22 protein-coding genes are annotated in these 23,456 nt (G+C 61.7%); 12 read left to right on the forward strand and 10 right to left on the reverse strand.

Annotated elements, in window-relative coordinates; all coding sequences use genetic code 11:
- Positions 1 to 48 precede the first annotated feature (48 nt).
- The 5 genes from M9924_11095 to M9924_11115 all read left to right on the forward strand — a co-directional run bounded on the left by M9924_11095 (position 49) and on the right by M9924_11115 (position 6,161).
- Positions 49 to 1,206 (forward strand): efflux RND transporter periplasmic adaptor subunit, encoded by a 1,158-nt coding sequence (locus M9924_11095; protein MCO5064944.1) that lies wholly within the window; start codon positions 49 to 51, stop codon positions 1,204 to 1,206.
- A 5-nt stretch (positions 1,207 to 1,211) separates the two neighbouring features.
- A complete protein-coding gene (locus M9924_11100) occupies positions 1,212 to 4,340 on the forward strand; it encodes an efflux RND transporter permease subunit (protein MCO5064945.1) in 3,129 nt (1,042 codons plus the stop codon).
- A gap of 71 nt (positions 4,341 to 4,411) precedes the next feature.
- Positions 4,412 to 4,903 carry a MaoC family dehydratase gene (locus M9924_11105; GenBank protein MCO5064946.1) on the forward strand — a complete coding sequence of 164 codons (492 nt, stop codon included), beginning with the start codon at positions 4,412 to 4,414 and terminating at the stop codon, positions 4,901 to 4,903.
- Between the two features lie 62 nt (positions 4,904 to 4,965).
- A complete protein-coding gene (locus M9924_11110) occupies positions 4,966 to 5,745 on the forward strand; it encodes an SDR family oxidoreductase (protein MCO5064947.1) in 780 nt (259 codons plus the stop codon).
- Between the two features lie 50 nt (positions 5,746 to 5,795).
- Positions 5,796 to 6,161, forward strand: coding sequence for an antibiotic biosynthesis monooxygenase (locus tag M9924_11115; GenBank protein MCO5064948.1), 366 nt, complete (start codon positions 5,796 to 5,798; stop codon positions 6,159 to 6,161).
- Between the two features lie 34 nt (positions 6,162 to 6,195).
- Here M9924_11115 and M9924_11120 read toward each other — a convergent pair whose 3' ends face one another.
- The 6 genes from M9924_11120 to M9924_11145 all read right to left on the reverse strand — a co-directional run bounded on the left by M9924_11120 (position 6,196) and on the right by M9924_11145 (position 12,914).
- Positions 6,196 to 6,408, reverse strand: a complete 213-nt coding sequence (locus M9924_11120) for a hypothetical protein (GenBank protein MCO5064949.1) — start codon at positions 6,406 to 6,408, stop codon at positions 6,196 to 6,198.
- A 60-nt stretch (positions 6,409 to 6,468) separates the two neighbouring features.
- Positions 6,469 to 7,041, reverse strand: coding sequence for a sarcosine oxidase subunit gamma (locus tag M9924_11125; GenBank protein ID MCO5064950.1), 573 nt, complete (start codon positions 7,039 to 7,041; stop codon positions 6,469 to 6,471).
- On the reverse strand, positions 7,034 to 10,015 hold the full coding sequence (locus M9924_11130) for a sarcosine oxidase subunit alpha (GenBank protein ID MCO5064951.1): 2,982 nt from the start codon (positions 10,013 to 10,015) through the stop codon (positions 7,034 to 7,036). The genes M9924_11125 and M9924_11130 overlap by 8 nt, the downstream gene beginning before the upstream one ends.
- 46 nt (positions 10,016 to 10,061) lie before the next feature.
- Complete coding sequence (locus tag M9924_11135) at positions 10,062 to 10,358, reverse strand: sarcosine oxidase subunit delta (protein MCO5064952.1); 297 nt, start codon at positions 10,356 to 10,358, stop codon at positions 10,062 to 10,064.
- 11 nt (positions 10,359 to 10,369) lie between these two features.
- Positions 10,370 to 11,623, reverse strand: a complete 1,254-nt coding sequence (locus M9924_11140; GenBank protein ID MCO5064953.1) for a sarcosine oxidase subunit beta — start codon at positions 11,621 to 11,623, stop codon at positions 10,370 to 10,372.
- A gap of 79 nt (positions 11,624 to 11,702) precedes the next feature.
- Complete coding sequence (locus tag M9924_11145) at positions 11,703 to 12,914, reverse strand: MFS transporter (protein ID MCO5064954.1); 1,212 nt, start codon at positions 12,912 to 12,914, stop codon at positions 11,703 to 11,705.
- Between the two features lie 169 nt (positions 12,915 to 13,083).
- Here M9924_11145 and M9924_11150 point away from each other — a divergent pair, with 169 nt between their 5' ends.
- From M9924_11150 to M9924_11170, 5 genes are all read left to right on the forward strand, one after another.
- Positions 13,084 to 14,709, forward strand: a complete 1,626-nt coding sequence (locus M9924_11150; GenBank protein MCO5064955.1) for a phosphoethanolamine--lipid A transferase — start codon at positions 13,084 to 13,086, stop codon at positions 14,707 to 14,709.
- 66 nt (positions 14,710 to 14,775) lie between these two features.
- The gene (locus M9924_11155; GenBank protein ID MCO5064956.1) at positions 14,776 to 16,272 is read left to right on the forward strand and encodes an ATP-binding protein; all 1,497 of its coding nucleotides are present in this window, start codon (positions 14,776 to 14,778) and stop codon (positions 16,270 to 16,272) included.
- A 150-nt stretch (positions 16,273 to 16,422) separates the two neighbouring features.
- Positions 16,423 to 16,680, forward strand: a complete 258-nt coding sequence (gene rpsU / locus M9924_11160) for a 30S ribosomal protein S21 (GenBank protein ID MCO5064957.1) — start codon at positions 16,423 to 16,425, stop codon at positions 16,678 to 16,680.
- A gap of 138 nt (positions 16,681 to 16,818) precedes the next feature.
- Positions 16,819 to 17,670, forward strand: coding sequence for a tetratricopeptide repeat protein (locus M9924_11165; protein ID MCO5064958.1), 852 nt, complete (start codon positions 16,819 to 16,821; stop codon positions 17,668 to 17,670).
- Positions 17,671 to 17,795: 125 nt separating this feature from the next.
- Positions 17,796 to 18,287, forward strand: coding sequence for a DUF992 domain-containing protein (locus tag M9924_11170; GenBank protein ID MCO5064959.1), 492 nt, complete (start codon positions 17,796 to 17,798; stop codon positions 18,285 to 18,287).
- A 69-nt stretch (positions 18,288 to 18,356) separates the two neighbouring features.
- On the opposite strand, the gene M9924_11175 is transcribed toward M9924_11170, so the two are convergent.
- The 4 genes from M9924_11175 to M9924_11190 all read right to left on the reverse strand — a co-directional run bounded on the left by M9924_11175 (position 18,357) and on the right by M9924_11190 (position 21,710).
- A complete protein-coding gene (locus M9924_11175; protein ID MCO5064960.1) occupies positions 18,357 to 19,754 on the reverse strand; it encodes an NAD(P)(+) transhydrogenase (Re/Si-specific) subunit beta in 1,398 nt (465 codons plus the stop codon).
- Position 19,755: 1 nt separating this feature from the next.
- Positions 19,756 to 20,181: a proton-translocating transhydrogenase family protein gene (locus M9924_11180; GenBank protein ID MCO5064961.1), complete on the reverse strand. Its 426-nt coding sequence runs from the start codon at positions 20,179 to 20,181 to the stop codon at positions 19,756 to 19,758.
- Entirely contained in the window at positions 20,178 to 21,404 is a 1,227-nt protein-coding gene (locus M9924_11185) for a Re/Si-specific NAD(P)(+) transhydrogenase subunit alpha (GenBank protein ID MCO5064962.1), read from the reverse strand. Before M9924_11185 ends, M9924_11180 begins: the two co-directional genes overlap by 4 nt.
- Before the next feature lie 78 nt (positions 21,405 to 21,482).
- Entirely contained in the window at positions 21,483 to 21,710 is a 228-nt protein-coding gene (locus M9924_11190) for an aa3-type cytochrome c oxidase subunit IV (GenBank protein MCO5064963.1), read from the reverse strand.
- A gap of 181 nt (positions 21,711 to 21,891) precedes the next feature.
- Between M9924_11190 and M9924_11195 the strand changes: the two genes are divergently transcribed.
- Both M9924_11195 and M9924_11200 read left to right on the forward strand, forming a co-directional pair.
- Positions 21,892 to 22,194: a hypothetical protein gene (locus tag M9924_11195; protein ID MCO5064964.1), complete on the forward strand. Its 303-nt coding sequence runs from the start codon at positions 21,892 to 21,894 to the stop codon at positions 22,192 to 22,194.
- A 125-nt stretch (positions 22,195 to 22,319) separates the two neighbouring features.
- Complete coding sequence (locus M9924_11200; GenBank protein MCO5064965.1) at positions 22,320 to 23,435, forward strand: Xaa-Pro peptidase family protein; 1,116 nt, start codon at positions 22,320 to 22,322, stop codon at positions 23,433 to 23,435.
- The last annotated feature ends 21 nt before the right edge of the window (positions 23,436 to 23,456 follow it).

Consider the following 23,456-nt stretch of genomic DNA (forward strand, 5'->3'; position numbering starts at 1 on the left):
GCGAGCCGGCAGCCACGCAGTGCCGATCGTTTCTTTGCTGGAGTGTACATGGCGGCCTGGAAGCAATTGGTTTTGGCGCTGGTGATTTTGGTTGCCGCCGGCTTTCTCTGGCTGACATTTGTGCCTGGTGCTCGCACGACACTTGCCAATCTCGGGATCGGGTCAGCACCGGTCGAAAACAGCGAGGCGAAAGGCAATCCTTCAGGCGGAGCGGCAGCCGGCCAGCGTGTCAGCGAAGTCGTGGTCGGCCCCGTAACGCGCGCCACGATCAATGATCGCCTGTCGGCAATCGGAACCGGGCAGGCCAAGGCTTCGGTCGTGGTCAATCCTTTCGTCTCGGGTCGCATCGTGGAAATCGGCGTGCAGCCGGGCAACAAGGTAGATGTCGGCACTGTGCTCGCCAACCTCGATGCCGACTCGGAGAAGATCGTGCTCGATCGCGCAAACCTTGCGGTCGAGGATGCCACCACCAAATTGGAACGCGTGCGCGCGCTGCGTACTTCCAACACCGCGACTGCCGTGCAGTACGCGGACGCCGAGGTCGTGCTTAGCAACGCGAAGCTGGAACAACGCGATGCCGAACTGGCGCTCGAACGTCGCTCGATCCGTTCGCCGATTGCCGGGATCGTCGGCATATTGCCGATCGAGATAGGCGACTATGTAACCAACCAGACGCCCATCGCCACCGTGGACGACCGCACGCAGATCAAGATCGATTTCTGGGTGCCGGAGCGTTTCGCAAGCCAGATCAAGGTCGGCCAGCCGGTCAGTGCATCGTCGGTCGCGAAGCCGGGCGACATGCTCCAGGGCACGATCACCGCCGTCGATAACAGGCTCGACCAGGCGAGCCGCACCATGCAGGTGCAGGCAAGCGTTCCCAACGACAGCGATACGCTGCGGGCCGGCATGTCCTTTCAGGTCACCATGAAATTTCCGGGCGATACCTATCCTGCCGTGGACCCGCTGGCGATCCAGTGGGGATCTGACGGCGCGTTTGTCTGGGTGGTGCGCGACGGAAAGGGCGAGCGGGTCGCCGTGCGCATCGTGCAGCGCAATACTGAATCGGTGCTGGTGCAGGGCGATCTGACGGAGGGCGAGGTCGTCGTGACTCAGGGCGTGCATCTGGTCAGGCCCGGCGGCGCGTTGAGAGTTGCCGGTCGCGATGCCAGCGCGGTCGGCGCCATTCCGGTGGCGACGGGCGGTTGAACGCGATGAGTTCGGGCGTCGATACAAACGAGACCGGCATCACGGCGCTTTTCGTCCGCCGCCCGGTCCTGGCCTTCGTCCTCAACATGCTCATCATCGTCGCCGGACTTGCTGCGTTCTACGGCGTGGAAATCCGCGAACTGCCGGATGTCGACAGGCCGGTGATCACAGTCACCACAGACTATGACGGCGCGGCAGCCGAAACCGTCGACCGCGAGCTGACGGATGTCATCGAAGGCGCGGTGTCGCGCGTGTCGGGCGTGAAATCGATCTCGTCCAGTTCTTCCTATGGGCGCAGCCGTGTCACGGTGGAATTCAACGATGGCGTCGACCTGAACGCCGCGGCATCCGACATGCGCGATGCGGTCAGCCGCGTGACCAACAACCTTCCGGACACGGCGGATGCGCCGCGCATCGTGAAGGCGGACGCCAATTCCAGCCCGGTCATGCGCCTTGCCGTAACCTCTTCCGACATGTCGGTCGAGGACATGACGGTCATTGTCGAAGATCAGGTCGTCGATGAACTGGCGGCGGTCTCGGGCGTTGCGGACGTTCAGGTCTATGGAGATCGCGAGAAGATCTTCCGCATCGATATCAACCAGTCGAAGGTGGCGAGCCTGGCGCTGACCGTCGGCGACATCCGCAATGCGCTGGCGTCGATCGCGCTCGCAACGCCTGCTGGTTCGATCACCACGTCGAACCAGGACCTCGTGGTGCGCACCACCGCCGATGTGAACACGCCGGAAGCGTTCGAGGACCTGCTGATCGGCAAGAATGTCAGGTTGCGTGATGTCGCCACCGTCACGCTCGGGGCGGACCCGAACGCGGCAAGTTCGCTGCGCTCCGACGGCAAGACGGGCATCGGCCTCGGCATCATCCGGCAGGCGGAGTCCAACACGCTCGACATTTCGGAGGGCGTGCGCAATGTAGTGTCGGAAATTCAGAAGAATCTTCCCGAAGGCATGAACATCCGCGTCACCAGCGACGATGCGACTTTCGTACAGGGCGCGCTTCACGAGGTGGAGATCGCGCTTGGCCTGTCCGTCTCCATCGTTCTTGTCGTCATCTACCTTTTCCTGCTGGACTGGCGCGCGACGCTCATTCCGGGCCTCGCAATGCCGGTGGCTCTGATCGGGGTCATCGCGGCGATCTATGTCGCGGGCTTCTCCATAAACATCCTGACGCTGCTTGCCCTCGTGCTGGCCACGGGACTTGTGGTGGACGATGCGATCGTGGTGCTGGAAAACATCGTGCGCCGGCGCAATGAAGGCATGGGTCCGCGCGCGGCTGCGGTGCTTGGAGCGCGCGAGGTGTTTTTCGCCGTGGTCGCGACCACGGCGACGCTGGCAGCCGTCTTTGTGCCTCTTTCTTTCCTGCCAGGGCAAACCGGCGGCCTTTTTCGAGAGTTCGGCTTTGTGCTCGCCATGTCGGTGGCGCTGTCTTGCGTCGTCGCGCTTTCGCTCTGCCCCATGCTGGCGTCGCGCATGCTGAAGGCCCATAGCGGCGAGGAGAATCATTCCGGCATCGGCGCGCGGGCTGGCGGAGCGCTTGCCGGCCTCTACCGGCGCTGTCTGGTTGCCTGCCTCAATGCGCCGCTCATCGTGGTTCTCGTTTCAGTGCTTTTCGCCGCGAGCGCCTATGTCGCTTTTGGACTGGTGCGCCAGGAACTGACGCCTTCCGAGGACCGCTCGGTGGTCCTGCTGCGCATACAGGCTCCACAAGGCGTGAGCCTCGACTACACGACCTCGCAGATGCGGGAGATCGAGCGCCTGATCCAGCCGCTGCGCGATGCCGGCGAGATTGTAACCACATTCGCCAATGCCGGGCAGGGCGGTTCCGTGAACAGCGGCTTCATGGTGATGACGCTTGCGCCGTGGAGCGAACGCACGCGCAGCCAGCAGGAAATCGCCGCCCAGATCAACGAACTCGTCAAACAGGTGCCGGGGGTGCGCGCCACGCCGTTCCAGCCCAACAGCCTCGGGATTCGCGGTGCGGGAAGCGGGCTGCAATTCGCAATCGTCGCAAACAGCTATGCAAGGGCCAACGAGGCAGCCGCAAAAATCCTTGCCGAGATGGAAAAAGATAGCCGGTTCCAGCAGCCACGGCTTTCCGATGATGCGACCCAGCCGCAATTGCGGGTGCGCCTCGACCGCGAGCGCGCCGCCGATCTGGGCATCGACATAACCGGGTTGGCGGAGGCCGTACAGGCCATTCTCGACGGGCGCGAGATCGCCGATGTGTTCATCGAGGATCGCAGCTATCCGGTGAAGCTGCTATCGACCACCAACCCGATCAACGATCCGACCGATCTGGAGAATGTCTATCTGAAGACGACGGACGGGCGCTTTGTGCCGCTGTCGACCATCGCCTCGCTGGAGGAGGTCGCGGTGCCGCCGACGCTCACGCGCGAGCAGCAGTTGCGCTCGGTGGCGATTACATCCAACCTCGCCGGGGATTTCGCGCTCGGCGACGCGTATAATGAAGTGCTGCGCATTTCAGGGCCGTTGCTGCCTACGGGAAGCTACATCATCCCGCTCGCAGAAGCCGCGACACTTGGTGAAACCTCGAGCGGCATGCTGGCGGTTTTCGGATTTGCGCTTGTCATCATCCTGCTGGTGCTAGCGGCGCAATTCGAGAGCTTCGTCAGCGCCATCATCATCATGGCGACTGTGCCTCTGGGCCTTGCCTGCGCCGTCTATGCGTTGCTCCTCACAAATACGAGCCTGAACGCCTACAGCCAGATCGGGCTGGTCTTGCTGGTCGGCGTGATGGCGAAGAACGGCATCCTGATCGTCGAGTTCGCGAATCAGCTTCGTGACCGTGGCGTGGGCTTGAAACAAGCCATCGAGCAGGCCGCCACGATCCGGCTGCGTCCGGTCATGATGACGATGGTCTGCACCGTGCTCGGCGGGCTGCCCCTGGTGCTGGCTTCCGGGGCAGGCGCTGAAGCGCGCATCGCGCTCGGCTGGGTCATTGTCGGCGGCCTCGGCATGGCGACGATTTCGACGCTTTTCCTGACACCTGTCGCCTATCTCCTGCTCGGTCGGTTCGTGACGCCCAAGATCGAAGAGGAAGCTCGGCTCAAGCGGGAACTTGAAGAGGCTGCCTATACCGGAATGGAGCCCGCCGAATAAAAGCGCGGGTGACAAGGGGTCAAGCTCGCACTATCTGTCCAGCCCCGAAGCAATGACAGAGGCAGGGGTGCATGCTCGAACCCATCTCATTCGAAGATGCAGAGACGATGATCGGTCGGGAGGTCGGTGTGTCGCCATGGCGCACCGTCACGCAAACCATGATCGATCAGTTCGCGGATGCGACCGACGACCATCAGTACATCCACTGCGACCCGGAGCGCGCGGCCCGCGAAACACAGTTCGGCGGCACCATCGCGCATGGTTTCCTGACGCTTTCCCTGCTTTCGGCAATGACATTCGAGACTGTGCGCCCGCTTGCCGGATCGAGCATGGGTGTCAATCAGGGTTTCGACCGCGTTCGTTTCGTTGCCCCGGTCAAGTCGGGAGCCCGCATCCGCGCCCGGTTTGTGCTCACAAGGCTTTTTGCCCGGCCTTCCGGCTGGATCGAAACGGTGCATGAGGTGACGGTCGAACTGGAAGGATCGCCCAAACCGGCCCTGACCGCCACCTGGCTCACGCTGGCTTTCGTGGAGCCACCGGCCGATCCTGCTGATGCTTCTTGACGCGGCGCGAGGGATTGCCCAATAACGCGGCAGAAACAACTCTCGCGGGCATTTTTCAATCCATGGTGGGACGTTTTGAGGGCATGACCGTGCTGCTGACCGGCGCGACCGGCGGTTTTGGTCGGCGTGCGGCCGCGCGATTCGCACAGGAAGGCGCCCGGCTCGTCCTTTCGGACATCGAAATGGCTCCGCTGGAAGCGCTTGTGGAGACGCTCGATTGCGAAACGGCTGTCGCGGCGGGCGACGTCAGCGACGAGAGGCTTTCCGAATCACTCGTCAAGCTGGCTCTTGCGCAGTTCGGCCAGCTTGACGTCGCGATCAACAATGCCGGCATCGTCCACAGCTTCGTGAGCCTTGCCAATCTGCCCACCGAGGAAGCCAGGCGCGTCATCGACGTCAATCTGCTCGGTGTGTTTTATGCCATGAAATACCAGCTTCCGGCGATAACCCGGCAGTTCCGCGAAACGAAGCGGCCCGGCGCCATTGTCAACATTGCTTCGTCAGCCGGTTTGAGCGCCGCACCGAAAATGGCGCTCTATGCCGCCGCGAAGCATGGGGTCATCGGCATGACCAAGACCGCGGCGATCGAATATGCGGGCAAGGGCGTGCGGGTGAACGCGGTCTGCCCTTCCTATGCGCGCACGCCGATGGCGCAATCCTTCCTCAGGATCACCAAGGCGTCGGAGGAAGCGGCCTATGCGGAACTGACGCGCGGCGTTCCGATGAAACGGCTTGCGGAAGTGGACGAGGTGGTCGAGGCAATCATGTTCGCCGCCGATCCGAAGAACTCCTTCATGACCGGTGCGTCGATTCCGGTCGACGGCGGCGTTTCAGCGGTTTGATTTCGGCCATTTTTGCGCCAGACTGCGCAGATTGAACAGGAGCCGCCACCTTGCCAGAAGTCGCCATCATTGTGGAGTTCGAGACATTGGAGGGAGCGGAGCCGGAGTTTGTCCGCATCATGCGCGATCACGCGCAGCGCACGCTGGACGATGAGGAAGGCTGCCTCCGCTTCGATGTGTTCAAGCCCATCGATGATGACGGCGCGCCGATACCGAACTGCGTGATCGTGGACGAGTTGTACGTTGATCAGGCGGCCGTTGAGGCGCACAGCCTGAATCCGCGCATGTCCGCGCTGCGTCTCATCATCGATCCCCTGCTGAAATCGCGGAGGAAGACAATCGCGCGTTCGCTCGCGGAGCATGAGCCGGAGCAGGGCATTCCTCCATCCGAATTGAACGCCGCCAATGATGACTGAACGCTCGCGGGCGGCCACCCATCTGCGAGACGGGCTATTTCTTGGGCTTTGAAGCCTTGCGCTTCGGTTTTCCCGGAATGGATGTGGAAATGGCGGAAATGGGGTCGCTTGCGGGGAAGGTATCTTCCAGCGCTTCCTCCAGTTCCTCGTCCGCCTCTTCCTTGGCGTCGGCTGCCTCATGAGTCGCGCGCTGTTCGCGTTCCAGCGAGCGCACGGCGGGTGACTTTTTCTTCGGAGGTTTGCTCATCGCGTCTGGCTTGCCCGGATTTCGATGCTGAGCCGATCCTACCGCCAGTTGCGCCAAGGCTCAAGCGGCGGCGTCTTGCGCGGCCAATCCGAGGAACTCGAGCACATAGTCTGAAAAGGACCGCCAGCACTCGACGCGGAAGGACTCCTCGCCGTTGCGCAGCAGCACGATTTCCACCTTGCCGAGAACGGTGCGGGATGCCGCGCCCAGCGGAAACGCTTCCAGCGACAGGTCCTGCGGACAGCCGGCATTGAGCGTCGCCGCCGCGCCGGGTCCTGTGACCGAAAACGCGACATTCCTGTGGGAAATGTCGACCGCCGAATGAAGCGCTTTCACCTTGGCGCAATCGTCAAGTGGAGATTTGCCGGCTTCGTCGATGAGGAGCCATTCGTCGGGGCCAAGCCAAAGCGCCGTGCGCTCACCCTTGACCGTGGATGTTTTCGGCTTCGTCGGCAGGGCAAGGCCGATGGCTTTCGAGAGCGCCGAAAGGGAACTTGCGGGCGCGCGAAGCGATACGCGTTGTGCCGGAGGCAACGTTGCGACGCGAGCGGCGGGTGCGACGATCTCACGTCCGGCTTGCGCCGGGCGGCGGTCCGCGATGGTGGCGCGCGATCTGGTGCTTGCCTTAGCCATTGAGCCGTTCTCCCTTCTCATCGAAGAATATGGTACCGCTTACCTCGACTTCGATCGTGCCATCGGGCATGGGTACGTAGAGCGTCTGGCCTATGCGGTTGCGGCCGTCCTCGACAAGTCCGAGCGCAATCGAACGCCCGCAGTTTTCGGACCAGTAGCTCGACGTAACATGCCCGATCATCTTCATCGGGATCGGTTGGTTGGGGTCCTCCACGACCTGTGCGCCTTCCTCCAGCACCGCTATCGGGTCACTGGTCTTGAGCCCGACAAGCTGCCTGCGGCCCGGCGCGACAAGATCCGGTCGCTTCATGCCGCGAATGCCGACGAAATCGGCCTTCTTCTTTCCCACGGCCCAATCCAGCCCGGCGTCATTGCAGGTCACGGTGCCGTCCGTGTCCTGCCCCACAATGATGTAGCCTTTTTCGGCGCGCAGAATGTGCATCGCCTCCGTGCCATAGGCGCAGGCATCATGTTTCCGGGCCTCCGCCCATAGCGCCTCCCACACAGATTGGCCGAAGTCGGACGGAACGTTCACCTCAAAGCCACGGTCGCCTGTGAAGGACATACGGAACAGGCGGGTCGGCACGCCGCAGATCTTGCCCTCGCGCACCGACATGTGCGGCATCGCTTCATCCGAGAGATCGATGCCTTCGACCAGCGGCGCAATGATGTCGCGCGATTTCGGACCCTGGACGGCGATCACCGCCCATTGCTCGGTCGTCGAGGTCAGCCAGACATTGAGATGCGGAAACTCTGTCTGGAGATAGTCTTCCATGTGATTCATGACGCGCGGCGCGCCGCCGGTCGTGGTGGTCACGTGGAAACGGTCGGGCGCAAGGCGGCCCACCACGCCGTCATCATAGATAAAGCCGTCCTCGCGGAGCATGATGCCATACCGGCAACGGCCCGGCTCCAGCTTCTCCCACGGGTTGGTGTAGAGTAGTTCCATGAACTTCGCGGCGTCCGGGCCGACGACCTCGATCTTGCCGAGGGTAGAGGCGTCGAACAGGCCAGCGGTCTTGCGCACAGTGACGCATTCGCGGTTCACGGCCTTGTGCATGTCTTCGCCCGCTTGCGGGAAATACCAGGCGCGTTTCCAGTGCCCGACATCCTCGAACACCGCACCATGTGCCTCTGCCCATGAATGGATCGGCGTTTTGCGCGTCGGGTCGAACAGACCGGCGCGCGAATGGTTGACGATGGTGCCGAACGTGACCGGCGTATAGGGCGCGCGGAATGTGGTCAGCCCGACTTCCGGGATCGGCTTGTCGAGCGTTTCGGCGGCGATGGCGAGGCCGTGCATGTTGGAGGTCTTGCCCTGATCGGTCGCCATGCCATTGGTCGTGAAGCGCTTAACATGTTCGATGGAGCGCATGCCCTCGTGCACGGCCTGCCGGATGTCTTTTGCTGTGACATCGTTCTGGAAATCGATGAACGCCTTGACCGTTGTGCCTGCACCCGCGCCGGGAGCCGCGCCCAACATGCCGCCGGTCCAGCCGTCTTCGCCCTTTGCAGCGAGCCGAGGGAGCTTGCCGGTTTTTCCGGCGGCATCGGCTCCGGCGCGCTGCGCTTCCTCGATAGTGGCGGCCAATCCGTCCGTGCCTGCGCACGCGCCAACGGAAACGCAATCCTGCGCATATGTGCCCGGCAGGAACCGTTGCGTTTCCTTGTCGAACGCGACCTTGCCGCGCGATTGCGAAAAAAGGTGCACGGATGGGGTCCACCCTGCCGAAACCAGCAGCGCGTCGCATTCGATGGTGCGGCGATTGCCGCCGGATTTGGACTCGACCACGATGGACGAAACGCGCAGCTTTCCGTTTGCCTTCACCACTGCCCGACCGGGCAGCACGTCGATGCCAAGGGCGCGCGCTTCCTCCACCGTCTCGCCGCCCGGCGAGTCGCGCAGATCGACGATTGCCGCGATGCCCACGCCTGCCTTCTTGAGGTCGATTGCCGCCCGGTAAGCGGAATCGTTGGAGGTGTAGACGGCGACATTGCGCCCGACCGCGACACCGTAGTGATTGAGGTAGGTCCGTGCCGCCGAGGCCAGCATGATGCCCGGCCGATCATTGTCGGCGAACACCATATGCCGCTCGATTGCGCCCGTCGCCAGCACGACCCGCCTGGCGCGCACCTGCCAAAGCCGCTCGCAGGGTGTGGCATGGTCGGGGTTGGCGAGGTGTTCGGTGACGCGCTCTGCGAGGGCGACGAAATTCTGCGCATAGTAGCCGAACGCGGTGGTGCGGGTGAGCAGGCGAACGTTGGGCATCGCCGCGAGCGCGGCAATTGTCGCCTGCGCCCAGGACCAGCCGTCCTGTCCTTCGATTTCGGCGCCTTTCTCGAAATGGAGAGCGCCGCCGAATGCAGCCCTTTCGTCGCAGAGAACGACGCGCACACCCGCTTGTGCCGCCGCGAGCGCGGCGGCCAGTCCGGCCGCGCCGCCGCCGACCACCAGCACGTCGCAATGCGCGTAGCGTGAAGAATAGTGATCCGGATCGGGCTGGTCCGGTGCAATGCCGAGTCCGGCAGCAGAGCGGATGTTCGGCTCATAAATACTTTTCCATGCCGCCTTCGGCCACATGAAGGTCTTGTAGTAAAAGCCCGCCGAGAAGAAGGGAGAGGCGAGGTCGTTCACCGCCCCGACATCGAAGGCGAGCGATGGCCAGCGATTTTGCGAATTGGCCGTCAGCCCGTCATAAAGCTCCTGAACCGTCGCGCGTATATTCGGTGTGCGCCTTGCTGCGTCGCGTTCGACGGACATCAGCGCGTTCGGCTCCTCGGCTCCTGCGGACAGGATGCCGCGCGGGCGGTGGTATTTGAACGAGCGCCCAACCAGATGCACGCCGTTGGCAAGCAGGGCCGAGGCGAGCGTGTCGCCTTCAAGGCCGGTAAAGTGCCTGCCGTCGAAGGTGAAGCGAGCGGTGCGGGCAGGGGTCAATCGGCCCGCCCCGGGAACACGGTACGCGCCGGCCATTATCTGATGCTCCCGTCGAATTTGCCTGCGAGTTTGGAAGCGCGGATCATTTTGCCTTGCCTCCGTCCAGCGAGGGCTTCGGCTCGCCAGCCTTGTATGTCATCAGAAACCTGTCGCTCACCGTATCGCGCACGGCATTGAAGAAACGCGCGCAGCCATGTACGTGCCGCCAGCGTTCGTAGATGATGCCCTTCGGATTGGTGCGGATGAAGAAAAAGGCTTCGAATTCTTCGTCCGAAACGTCCGCGAGATGTGAGGAGCGCTCCACATGCGCCTCGCCCGCGTTGCGGAATTCGAGTTCCGGCCTTTCTTCCTCGCAATAGGGACAGCGTATAAGGAGCATCGGCAAAGACCTCAGTGTGCGACGGCGGCGGCGGCCGCCTCGTCGATCAGACGCCCGGTGCGGAACCGCTCAAGCGTGAATGGCGCATTGATCGGATGCGGCTCGTCACGGGCGATGGTGTGTGCGAAAACATTGCCGGAACCGGGGGTGGCCTTGAACCCGCCGGTACCCCAGCCGCAATTTACGTAGAGTCCCTTGATGGGCGTCTTGGCCAGTATGGGCGATCGGTCGGGCGTGACATCCACGATGCCACCCCATGAGCGCAGCATCTTCATGCGCGTGAAGATGGGGAACATCTCGCAAATGGCGTCGAGCGTGTGGTTGATGATGTGCAGGCCGCCGGTCTGGGAATAGGAAATGTACTGGTCGGTGCCCGCGCCGATCACGAGTTCGCCTTTGTCGGACTGCGAAACATAGGCATGCACCGTGTTGGACATGACGACGCAGGGGAAGACCGGCTTGACCGGCTCCGAGACCAGCGCCTGCAGCGGATAGCTTTCCAGCGGCATGCGTACACCCGCCATCTCCATGATGACGGAGGTGTGGCCCGCCGCGACAACGCCGACCTTCTTTGCACCGATGAAGCCGCGTGTCGTCTCGACACCCAGTACATGTCCCTCCGGTGCGCGGCGGATGCCGGTCACCTCGCAGTTCTGGATGATGTCCACGCCGCGCGCATCCGCGCCGCGCGCATAGCCCCAAGCCACGGCATCGTGCCGGGCCGTGCCGCCGCGCCGTTGCAGCGTCGCGCCCACGACCGGATAGCGTGCGTTGCGCGAGATGTTCAGCGGGGGGCAGAATTCCTTGGCTTCCTCCGGGGTAAGCCATTCATTGTCGATGCCGTTCAGACGGTTGGCGTGCACATGACGCTTCAGCACCTGCACATCGTGGACATTGTGCGCCAGCATCATCACGCCGCGCGCGGAGTACATGACGTTGTAGTTGAGATCCTGGCTCAATCCGTCCCACAGCTTGACCGCGTGATCGTAGATTCCAGCGCTTTCGTCATAGAGATAGTTGGAACGGATGATCGTGGTGTTGCGGCCCGTATTGCCCCCGCCCAGCCAGCCCTTGTCGAGAACGGCCACATTCGTCACGCCATGTTCCTTGGCGAGGTAGTAGGCCGTCGCAAGACCATGACCGCCCGCGCCGACGATCACGACGTCATAGGCGCTTTTCGGCTCCGGCGAACGCCATTGGGCTTCCCAGCCCTTGTGGCCGCGCAGGGCTTCACGGGCGATGGCGAAAGCGGAGTATTTGCGCATAGGTCGGGTGTCTCGCGTGGGCAGCGTTCATTAGCATTACAAGCTGATACCAGCCAAGTTTGCGCTGATTGCGACACGCTCAGGCCTTGCGGCGAAGCACTCCGATATTTGGCAGCAGGATCGTCAGCAGCCCAAGCAGCGGCAGATATGAGCAGATGCGGAACACGTAGTCGATTCCACGGTGGTCCGCGACCACACCAAGCACCGCAGCCGCGATCCCGCCCATGCCGAAGGCAAAGCCAAAGAATATTCCCGCAATCAGCCCGACGCGGCCCGGCACAAGTTCCTGGGCGAAGACGACGATGGCCGAGAATGCGGAAGAGAGAATGAGACCGATGAGGATCGACAGGACAATCGTCCACTCATAGCTGGCGTAGGGCATTGCCAGCGTAAACGGCAAAACGCCGAGGATGGAGAACCAGATGACTGCCTTGGGGCCGAATCGGTCGCCGAACATGCCGCCGAGCAGCGTGCCCGCCGCCGAGGCGCCGAGGAAGGCAAACAGCATTATCTGCGAATGCTGCACGTCCACGCCGAATTTGTGGATTACGTAGAATGTGTAGAAGCTGGAAATGGAAGCGATATAGATGTTCTTCGTGAACACAAGCAGCGCCAGAACCGTTAGCGCAATCGCGACCCGCCTGCGGGGGAGCGCGATCGACACGCCTCCAATCGGCTTGCGCGTGGTGTCGGCCCGGTAGCGGGCATACCAGTTTCCGACCTGCCACAGCACCGTGATGCCGATGAGCGCTCCGGCCGCGAACCATGCGATCGAATGCTGGCCGAAGGGGACCACGATGAAGGCCGCCAGCAAGGGACCCATGGATTGTCCGAAATTGCCGCCGACCTGAAACAGCGATTGGGCGAGCCCGAACCTTCCCCCCGAGGCGAGGCGAGCGACGCGGGATGATTCGGGGTGGAATACCGCCGACCCTATGCCGATCAGCATCGAGCCTGCCAGCAGCAGCCAGTAGTGGCCGGCATAGGCGAGCAACAACAGCCCGAACAGCGAGGCGCACATGCCATAGGGCAGCGAATGCGGCATTGGCTTCTTGTCAGTGACAAAGCCGATCACCGGCTGCAACAGGGATGCAGTCACCTGGAAAGCGAAGGTCAGCAATCCGATCTGCCAGAAATCGAGCTGATAGTTCTCTTTGAGGAGTGGATAGAGCGCGGCCAGCAGGGACTGCATGATGTCGTTGATCATGTGCCCGAAGCTGACGGCCAGGATAATAATGAAGGCGGTCCCATGCACGGAAACCGCCGATCTCTGTACCGCCGTGTCGTTCACGCCCAAACCCGCCGAAAAAATTCTGGTTCGCTGATACGCCTTGTGGCACCGCGTTCCAAGCGCTTCTGATGATGCAGAGCAGAGATTCCGGCAGGCCAGTTTCTGCGGCTCGTCATAAGTCCACCACAATCCGGGTCATGTGGCTATCCATCATTTGAGGCCAGTACAGATGATCGTCAGGCGACCCGCGCTTTCCAGTACGTTTCTCAGCTTGCTTGTTGCCGGCTATCTGCTGTTTCTGCTCAACCTGTCCTTCTGGAGAAAGGCGGCCGCCTATTTTTCGGGAGAATTGCCCCATCTGCTTGAACTCGCCCTGATTCTGCTCCTTCTGCATTTTGTAGTGCTGCTGGCGCTGTCGTCGGAGCGGCTTACCAAGCCCGCCTTCATTTTCTTTATCCTCGTCGGGGCGATTTCGTCCTACTTTGTCGGCGCCTATGGCGTGATTATCGATCGCGACATGTTGGTGAATGCATTCACCACGACGGGAACCGAAGCAGGCCACCTGATCACGCCCGCGCTGTTGTGGCACGTGGCGGTCTTTGGCGTGTTGCCCTCGCTCCTGCTGATTTTTATGGATATCCGCCATTCCCCGCTGTGGCTGAAGTTCCGCCGAAATACCCTTCTCATACTGATTTCACTGTCTGTCGCCGTTGCTATTTTCGCCTCCCAGTTCTCGACATTCGCATCGATGTGGCGCGAGCAGCGCGAAGGCATGATGTCGTCCCTGGTGCCTGCCACTCCGATTGTCGGCGCGATCAGCCTGGGGGTTCGGCAATTCCGCGAAATCGGCATCAAGGCCGAACCCTACGGCATCGACGCGCATCTCGGCAGGTTGATAGCGGCGTCGCGGAAGAAGGTGTTGACAGTGATCGTCGTCGGCGAGACCGCGCGGGCGGCGAATTTCGAACTGAACGGCTACAAGCGCGAGACCAATCCGGAACTCAAGGCGCTTGATGTCCTGAATTTTTCCAACGCGACGAGCTGCGGCACCGCAACGGCGGTTTCATTGCCGTGCATGTTCTCCCATTTCGGGAGAGCCAGATACACGAACATTCGCGGGCGTGGTTCCGAGAACCTGATGGACGTCCTCGCTCACGCCGGATTGCAAACGCAATGGTGGGAAAACAACACCGGGTCGAAGAATGTGGCCGATCGCATCCGGCAGGTCGATTTCTATCACAAGACCGATCCCCGCTATTGTTCTCACGGAGAATGCCGTGACGACATATTGGTCGACTACCTGCGCGATCACATCGGCTCGTTCGCGGACCATACTGTGCTTGTCATCCATACGGGCGGGAGCCACGGCCCGGCCTACTATCTGCGGTATCCCGAATCATTCGAGCGCTTCAAGCCCGCCTGCCATACGGCGCAACTCGCGGATTGCGGGAACGAGGAGATCATCAACGCCTATGACAACAGCATCCTGTTCACGGACCACGTCCTTGCCCGCGTGATCGGCGTGCTGCAAGAGCATGGGGAGTTTGCATCGTCGATGATCTACATGTCAGATCATGGAGAATCACTCGGCGAAAACGGCATGTACCTGCACGGGGCGCCTTATTTCATTGCGCCGCGCGAGCAGACCTCGATCCCGATGATTGCGTGGTTTTCAAAGGCCTATCAGGAAAATATGCACCTCGACACGGACTGCGTGCGAGGCGAAGCTGCAAAAGCTTTTTCGCATGACAACCTCTTTGCCACCGTGCTTGGCCTGATGAATGTCGAGACCTCCGTCTACGATCCATCGCTGGATGCGTTTGCGTCTTGCCGGCACCCGGGATCGGTGTCGTAGCCGGACTTGTGGGTAGCGCATCGGAACGGTCGCATCCTGAATGGGTGAATGTTAAGACCACCCGCGATGAAGGTCGAAATCGATATGGGAACGACGGGCGCCGCGAAAAACGCGTCGCTCGATCTCGAGGAATTGCTTGCCACCCGCCTGCTCGTCCAGGGCAATTCCGGGTCGGGCAAGTCGCACCTGTTGCGCCGCCTTCTCGAACAAAGCGCCCCGTGGGTCCAGCACTGCGTCATCGATCCGGAAGGCGATTTCGTCACGCTTGCCGACCGCTTCGGCCATGTCGTCGTCGATGCACAGCGAACCGAAAATGAACTGACGCGGATCGCGGGTCGCATCCGCCAGCATCGTGTTTCGGTTGTGCTCAATCTGGAAGGGCTGGACGTCGAGCAGCAGATGCGCGCCGCCGCTGCCTTTCTCGGCGGCATGTTCGATGCGGACCGCGACCACTGGTATCCGGTGCTCGTCGTTGTCGACGAAGCGCAGCTTTTCGCGCCTGCCGCGGCGGGAGAGGTTTCCGACGAGGCGCGCAAGCTTTCGCTCGGCGCGATGACAAATCTGATGTGCCGTGGCCGCAAACGCGGGCTGGCGGGCGTCATCGCCACGCAGCGGCTTGCGAAGCTCGCAAAGAACGTCGCCGCCGAAGCGTCAAACTTCCTGATGGGGCGCACCTTTCTCGACATCGACATGGCGCGTGCGGCCGATCTGCTCGGCATGGACCGTCGGCAGGCCGAGATGTTTCGCGATTTGGCCCGGGGCCATTTCGTTGCGCTCGGACCGGCACTTTCGCGACGACCGCTGCCGGTGATCATAGGGCCAGTCGAAACCTCGGCACGTTCGTCAAGTCCGAAACTGACGCCGTTGCCCGATGCGCCCGCAGACGCGCATGATCTGGTGTTTGCACCGGGTGACGACGCGCCGGTCAGGGCGTTGCGGCGTGAGCCCCCGCCTGTTCCCACCACCGCCATACTGGCGCAGCTGGCCAGGCCGAAATTTGACGCTCCAATACCCGAGCAGCCGGTTTTCGCGGTGATCGACGAGGCGGAGCGCGATGCCGGGATCGAGGCGGTGCTGGCTGAAATCATCGAGGATCCCGACGCGGGCTATCGGTCGGATGCGGTGCTCTATCAGGATTTCCTCGTTCGCTGCCGTATTCGCCGTGTGCCGGGCGAGCCGCTGACATTGTCCGCTTTCCGGCGCAAACTCGCGGTGGCACGCGCCGGCGTGGTGCCGGAAAGCGTGGACGGGTCGTGGAACACTGCGCTTTCGCTTTCAGAAGGCCTGCCGGATGATCTCCAGGGCGTGTTTCTGTTGCTCGCGCGCGCTGCGATCACTGGATCGCCGACACCGTCGAACATGGTTCTGGCGCGCGCATACGGAACCCATTCGGAACGTCGGGCGCAAAGGCTCATCGCCTATTTCGAAGAAAAGGGGCTTGTCGTTGTCAGAACGGACTTTCATGGCAGGCGGATCGTCGCTTTTCCCGATCTCGGCAGTGAGACCGCGCCCGCCGATCCTTCCGCCGACGGGGGCGAAAGCAGTCCGGCTGCCGCGGAATGACTCAAATCATCGAGAAATCAGCGCATTCGGCCTCGACATCAGTCGCTGATTCTGCTAATGCCCGCCGCAATTCGCGGTGGAATGACATCGCGGAGCCAGGATTTGCTAACTTGGCTTTTTCACTTTCACACCGGAAACACAGGATCGCCAGTGCAGGTACTCGTCCGCGATAATAATGTTGATCAGGCGCTTCGCGCGCTCAAGAAGAAGATGCAGCGCGAAGGCATTTTCCGCGAAATGAAGATGCGCGGTCACTACGAGAAGCCGTCTGAGCGGCGCGCCCGCGAGAAGGCCGAGGCCGTTCGCCGCGCCCGCAAGCTGGCTCGCAAGCGCGCACAGCGCGAGGGTCTGGTGCCCGGCGGCGCACGTCCGGCTGCTGCCGGAGCGGCGGCACGCCCGGCCCGTTGATACGTCAAGTTTTCGTCTCTTTCACGAGATAGCTGCAAGGCGGGGGCGTGCGAACGCCGCCGCCTTTTCACGTGTTTCGGGCGCGGTCATGAACCTCTCCGGGACCGCTTCCAGGTGATGGAACAAGGAATCGTTGCGATGAATGCAAAGCATGCAAGGTCTGTCGGGCGCGACATCGGCTTTGCCGCGCTGTTGCTGCTTGGCTGTGCATCGATTTCAGCCTGCACATCGACCTCAGCTGTGACCGATCTCAATACGGTCGACCGGGCGCAGGCATCCAGCGAGAATATTTCCTCGCTTTCCGCCGTGGTAAACCGCAATTCGCAGGACCCGGAAGCTTATAATGTGCGCGGTTCGGCCTATGGCAAGGGCGGTCGCTACCGCGAGGCGCTCGCCGATTTCGACCGGGCGATCCAGCTCAATCCACAATTCTACCAGGCCTATGCGAATCGAGCGCTCATTCAGCGGTACATGGGCAACCAGCAGGCCGCGCTCAACGACTACAATCGGGCCATACAGATCAACCCGAACTATGATGCCGCCTATATCGGTCGCGGCAACCTCTACCGCCTATCCGGCAATACGCAGGCGGCGTTCAGCGATTTCCAGAAGGCCATACAACTCGACACGACCGACCCGCGTGCATATCACAATCGCGGTCTGCTCTATCAGAGCCGGGGGCAGCATGCGCTTGCGATCGAGGATTTCTCGACTGCAATCTCGCTCGCTTCGGACGCGCCGGAGCCCTATAACGGTCGCGGCCTTTCCTATCTTGCGAACGGCCAGCTCGACAACGCGTTCGCGGATTTCAATACATCGATCAAGCTCAATCCGAAGATTGCGGAAAGCTGGGCCAACCAGGCGCTGGTTTATGAGAAGCAGGGCCAGAATGCCAAGGCCGCGCGGTCCTACAAGGAAGCAAAGCGCCTCGATCCCAACTATAAGCCGGCCATCGACGGGCTGGCGCGCACTGCGGGTGCCGGAGCTTGATACAGGCGCCTGAGCGAGCCGCAACAATCTGTCAGAATTGTTGAAAGGCGGATCGGAACAAGCCCGCCTATCGCGCATTTTTCCGGCAGGGACACCCCAACGGGTCGTCTGAAAGGAGAATTCAAATGCGCATCAAAATGGCAACGCTCGTCGCAGCCGCAGGACTTTCAGCCTCTCTCATGCCGATGACCGCGCAGGCGCGCGGTGTCGAGATTGGTTGGCTCGACTGTGTGGTGAGCAAACCCGGCCAGATCGAGGTGTTTCGGTCGGATCGCGACGTGCATTGCACCTATACACCACTCGGCGGACTTAGCAGGCCGGAGCCGTATGTCGGCAGGATCGAGAAATTCGGCCTTAACATTGGCGCGACGGGCCACAAGGTGATGCAATGGAAAGTCATGGCAGTCGGTGACAACGCGTACGCGCCCGGATCCTTGTCGGGCAGCTATTTCGGTGTGAGTGCCGAGGCAACCGCCGCCGGCGGAGTTGGCGCGAATGTGCTCGGAGGGGGATCGGACCAGAGCTTCTTACTTCAGCCCATCAGCGTTCAGCAGCAGGCGGGTTTGAATGTCGCTGCAGGCGTAACGCGCTTCACTCTGAGTTCTGGCGGATATTGATCGCTTACAAAAAGGTCCGGCAGATGTTGCCGGACCTTTGATTTGATGGCCAAACGCGATGAAACTGAATCAGTGGTCCATCGCCTTGACGATATCCTCTGTCATTTTCTTGGCGTCGCCGAGGAGCATCATGGTGCCGTCCTTGTAGAACAGCGTATTGTCGATGCCGGCATAGCCCGAGCCGAGGGAGCGCTTGACGAACAGGCAGGTGCGCGCCTTGTCGACATCCAGGATGGGCATTCCATAGATGGGCGATGACTTGTCGTCGCGCGCCGCCGGGTTGGTCACGTCGTTTGCACCGATGACATAGGCCACATCGGCCTGCGCAAATTCCGAGTTGATGTCTTCAAGCTCGAACACCTCGTCATAAGGCACGTTTGCTTCGGCAAGCAGCACGTTCATGTGGCCCGGCATGCGCCCGGCCACCGGATGGATGGCGTATTTGACCTCGACGCCATGTGCCTTGAGCTTGTCGGCCATCTCGCGCAGCGCGTGCTGTGCCTGCGCAACGGCCATGCCGTAACCGGGCACAATAATGACCTTCTGCGCGTTCATCATCAGATAGGCGGCATCGTCCGCCGAACCCTGCTTGACGGTACGTTCGATGCCATCGTCCACAGCGGCAGCCGTTTCGCCGCCGAAGCCTCCGAGAATGACGGAGATGAAGGAACGGTTCATGCCCTTGCACATGATGTAGGACAGGATCGCGCCCGACGAGCCGACAAGCGCGCCCGTGATGATGAGGGCGAGATTGCCCAGCGTGAATCCGAGCGCTGCCGCAGCCCATCCCGAATAGGAGTTGAGCATGGACACGACCACCGGCATGTCGGCGCCGCCGATCGGAACGATGAGCAATATGCCGAGCAGCAGCGAGGCCAGCACGATCAGCCAGAAGAAGAACGTGCTTTCAGTCGACACCAGCAGGATAATGAGAACCACCAGTGCGGCGCCAAGCGCAAGATTGAGCAGGTGCCGCATGGGCAGCAGGATCGGCTTGCCCGACATGCGACCATCGAGTTTCAGGAAGGCGATGACCGATCCGGTGAAGGTGATCGCGCCGATTGCCACGCCAAGCGACATCTCCACGAGCGCCTGCGCATGGATGTGGCCGTTCTCCAATATGCCGAAGCTGGCGGGCGAATAGATCGCCGCCGCTGCGATCATCACCGCGGCAAGGCCGACGAGGGAGTGGAAGGCGGCGACAAGCTGCGGCATGGAGGTCATGGCGATGCGCCGTGCGACCACCGCGCCAACCGATCCGCCGATGGCAAGGCCGATGACGATCAGAACAAGCCCTTCGAAGGAAGGTGTGGCGAGCAGGAGCGTGGTGACGATCGCGATCGCCATGCCGATCATGCCGTACAGGTTTCCCTGGCGGCTGGTCGTCGGATGCGAAAGCCCGCGCAGCGCCAATATGAAGAGGATGCCTGAAATCAGGTAGAGGAAGGAAGCAAGGTTTGCGGACACGTCACTTGTCCTTCTTCTTGTACATGGCGAGCATCCGCTGTGTCACAAGGAAGCCACCGAAAATGTTGACCGATGCCAGTACCAGCGCGACGAACCCGAAGCCGGTGGCAAGTCCCGAAGCCGAGATGCCCACCGCGAGAAGTGCGCCGACGACGATCACCGAGGAGATCGCGTTGGTCACGGCCATCAGCGGAGTGTGCAAAGCCGGCGTGACCGACCATACGACGTAATAGCCGACGAAAATCGCCAGAACGAAGATCGCGAAGCGGAACACGAAGGGATCGATCGCGCCGCCCGAAGCCGCATGTGCGGCCTGACCCGCGGCATCGGCCAGATCCGGAGAGGTCACTGCATTGTGGGCGGCCTCCCGCAGGGCGGATATGGCGTTGTCGAGTTGGTCCAGGGCCTTGTCGAAATCATTCATCACACATCCCCCTTCTTCCTGGCGGGCGCCTTCCTAGGAGCGGGCTTTTTAGCTGCCGGACGGGCAGGGCCTTCCTGCGCGGGCGCTGCATCTGCTTTCGCGAAGGATGGATGAACGACCGACCCGCCATCCGTAAGCATGGTCGCCTTGACCAGTTCGTCCTCGCGATTGACCTTCAGTGATTTCGTTTCTTTGTCGATCATTGTTTCAAGGAAGGCGAGAAGGTTCTTGGCGTAGAGAAGCGACGCCGAAGCGGCAACCCGACCCGGAACGTTGAGGTGGCCGACGATCTTCACCCCGTTCGCCGTGGTGACCACCTTGCCCGGTACCGCGCCGTCGACATTGCCGCCGCGCTCGACCGCAAGATCGATGATGACGGAACCGGCGCGCATCGATGCGACCATGGCCGCCGATACCAGCTTGGGGGCAGGGCGTCCCGGGATCAGCGCCGTTGTGATGACGATATCCTGCTTCGCGATGTGCTCCGCCGTCAGTGCCGCCTGCTTGGTCTGATATTCCTTCGACATTTCCTTGGCGTAGCCGCCCGCGGTCTCGGCCTGTTTGAACTCCTCGTCCTCGACCGCGATGAATTTCGCTCCAAGCGAGGCGACCTGCTCCTTCACGGCGGGACGCACATCCGTTGCGGTCACGACCGCGCCGAGACGTCGCGCCGTCGCGATGGCCTGCAGCCCCGCTACGCCGACGCCCATGATGAACACCTTGGCGGCCGGCACCGTGCCCGCCGCGGTCATCATCATCGGGAGCGCCCGGTCATATTCATATGCGGCGTCGATCACCGATTGATAACCCGCCAGGTTTGCCTGCGAGGAAAGCACGTCCATGACCTGCGCGCGCGTGATGCGCGGCATCAGTTCCATCGCGAAGCCGGTCACGCCTGCTTTGGCCATCGCCGCAAGTGCAGCATCGTTGCCATAAGGGTCCATGATCGCCAGCACCGCCGCGCCGGATTTGTAGGATTTCAGCTCTGCTTCAGTCGGCCTGCGGACCTTCAGCACGACATCGGCCTTCGCGGCATCGGAAGTTTTGCCGATCTTTGCGCCTGCCTTGGCAAAATCCTCGTCGAGGATGCGCGAAGCGGTGCCTGCGCCCGATTCCACGATCACGTCGAAGCCGTTGCCCACGAGGCGCTTGATCGAGTCCGCCGAGGCCGCCACGCGCTGCTCGTTCGGATCGACCTCGCGCGGGATGAAGATTGTCTGTCCCACTGCATCTACCTCCTCGCAGGAGCCACCGTCCGGCCGTTCTGACGCGCGGCCGCCATCCGGTGGAGTTTCAGGATTGGATCAGCGCAGCAGGAAGCCGCCGACCAGGCACACCAGCACGAAAAGAATGATGCTGGAGATAAAACCCGCACTCGTGAAAAAGCCGAAGGCCATGGCGATGAGCAGGGCGGCGCAGAACAGGGAGCCGTATTTCGCTAAGGCGAGGAACATATGGTAGGTTTTGTCGTGTTCCGCATAGTCCATCGATGCGCCGACTTCGACGGGTCCGCCAGGTGCATGGTCAGCCATAGAATGCCCCTCCAGGAAAAAGCTAAGCCGAGATAGCGAAAAGGACAGCGAAGGGCAATGCCGCGATTGCCGTTTTGGCATTTGAGAGCATTTATTTGCAGGTGTGGAATCACGCATTTTGACGCAACGGGTCACAATGCCATTTTGAGGCTGGTGCAAGTCGACGCGATTGGAGGAGTTCATGGAAGGATTCGGCAACTGGCGGCACATGAAAAGCGCGCCCAGGGACGGCAGTCGCATTCTCGTGACCGTGCGCCCCGTGGAGCAGGGTGGGGCCGACGTGGACGTGGCATACTGGTCGGCTGCCGACCAGTTCGGGGCGGAAGGCTGGCGAGCCGTGGATTCATCGCCCGGCTGCGTCATCGGCTATGCGGAGCCGGAGTTGAAATGCTGGATGCCGCTGCCGACCGCCAATCTTGCTGCCGCACGGCCCGGGCCCTGGGAGGGCGAGGACGAGCAGGAACTCGACGGCTCGGGCATCTAGCGCCGGTTCCAGCCAAGGCGACTTGCTATCGCCGCAGTTCTGGATAGTCTGGTCCTACCAGTTATTGCCCGGGAGGAGTATTGGCTGTGACGGTTCCCTTTGACAGCGCACGTGCCGATCGCCTGATGGCGGAAGCTGAGATCGATGTCCTGCTCGCGACCTCAAAGCACAATGTGCAATATCTGCTGGGCGGTTATCGCTTCATCTTCTTTGCGGCGATGGATGCGATCGGTCACAGCCGATATCTGCCGTTCCTCATCTATGAGCGCGGTAAACCCGACCATGCGGGCTATGTGGGCAACCGCATGGAAGGGTCGGAACATGCGGTCAATCCCTTCTGGACGCCGAGCGTTCAGGCTGCCGCCTGGGGCGCGACAGACGCGGCGCGCCTTGCCGTGGAGCATCTCAGGAAAATCGGAAAGGCGGGCGGTCGCATCGGCATTGAGCCGTCCTTCCTGCCCCTCGATGCCTATCAAGTCCTTGCGGACGGGCTGCCGGATGCTGTCTTTGTCGATGCGACCGGCATGCTGGAGCGGTTGCGCGCCCTCAAATCGCCTGCTGAAATGGAAAAGCTGCGCAAGGCTTCAGAACTTATCACGGATTCAATGCTCGCCGTGTTCCACGGCCAGCCGGAGGCGGCAACCAAGAGCGAGATCGTTGATGCGCTCCGGCGCGAGGAGACCAATCGCGGACTGCATTTCGAATATTGTCTGATTGCGATGGGCGCGAGCCACAATCGCGCGGTGTCTGCGCAGGAATGGCGCAAGGGCGAGGTGCTTTCGCTGGACTCCGGCGGAAACTATCGCGGATATATCGGGGACCTTTGCCGAATGGGCGTGCGCGGAGAACCGGATTCAGAGTTGCAGGACCTGCTGGCGGAAGTCGAAACCGTGCAGCAGGCGGCGTTCGGTCTCTGCCGTCCCGGCACATTGGGAAGCGAGATGATCGCAGGCGCGGAAGCGGTGCTCAAGGCATCGCCGGTTGCCGCTTATACGGATTTCTTTGCACACGGCATGGGGGTCATCAGCCACGAGGTGCCATTCCTGATGACCAATCATCCGGTGACCTATGAGGGCGTCGATGCTGCGCACCCGCTAGAGGCAGGCATGGTCATCTCAGTGGAGACGACGATGCTTCATCCCTCGCGCGGCTTCATCAAGCTTGAAGATACCGTGGCGATCACCGAAAGCGGCTATGAGATGTACGGCGATCGCGGACGCGGCTGGAACGTGGCGGGATAGACAGTGCCGCGCTTGCGCTGA

The organism is Rhizobiaceae bacterium, assembly GCA_023953835.1.
Classification (GTDB): domain Bacteria; phylum Pseudomonadota; class Alphaproteobacteria; order Rhizobiales; family Rhizobiaceae; genus Mesorhizobium_G.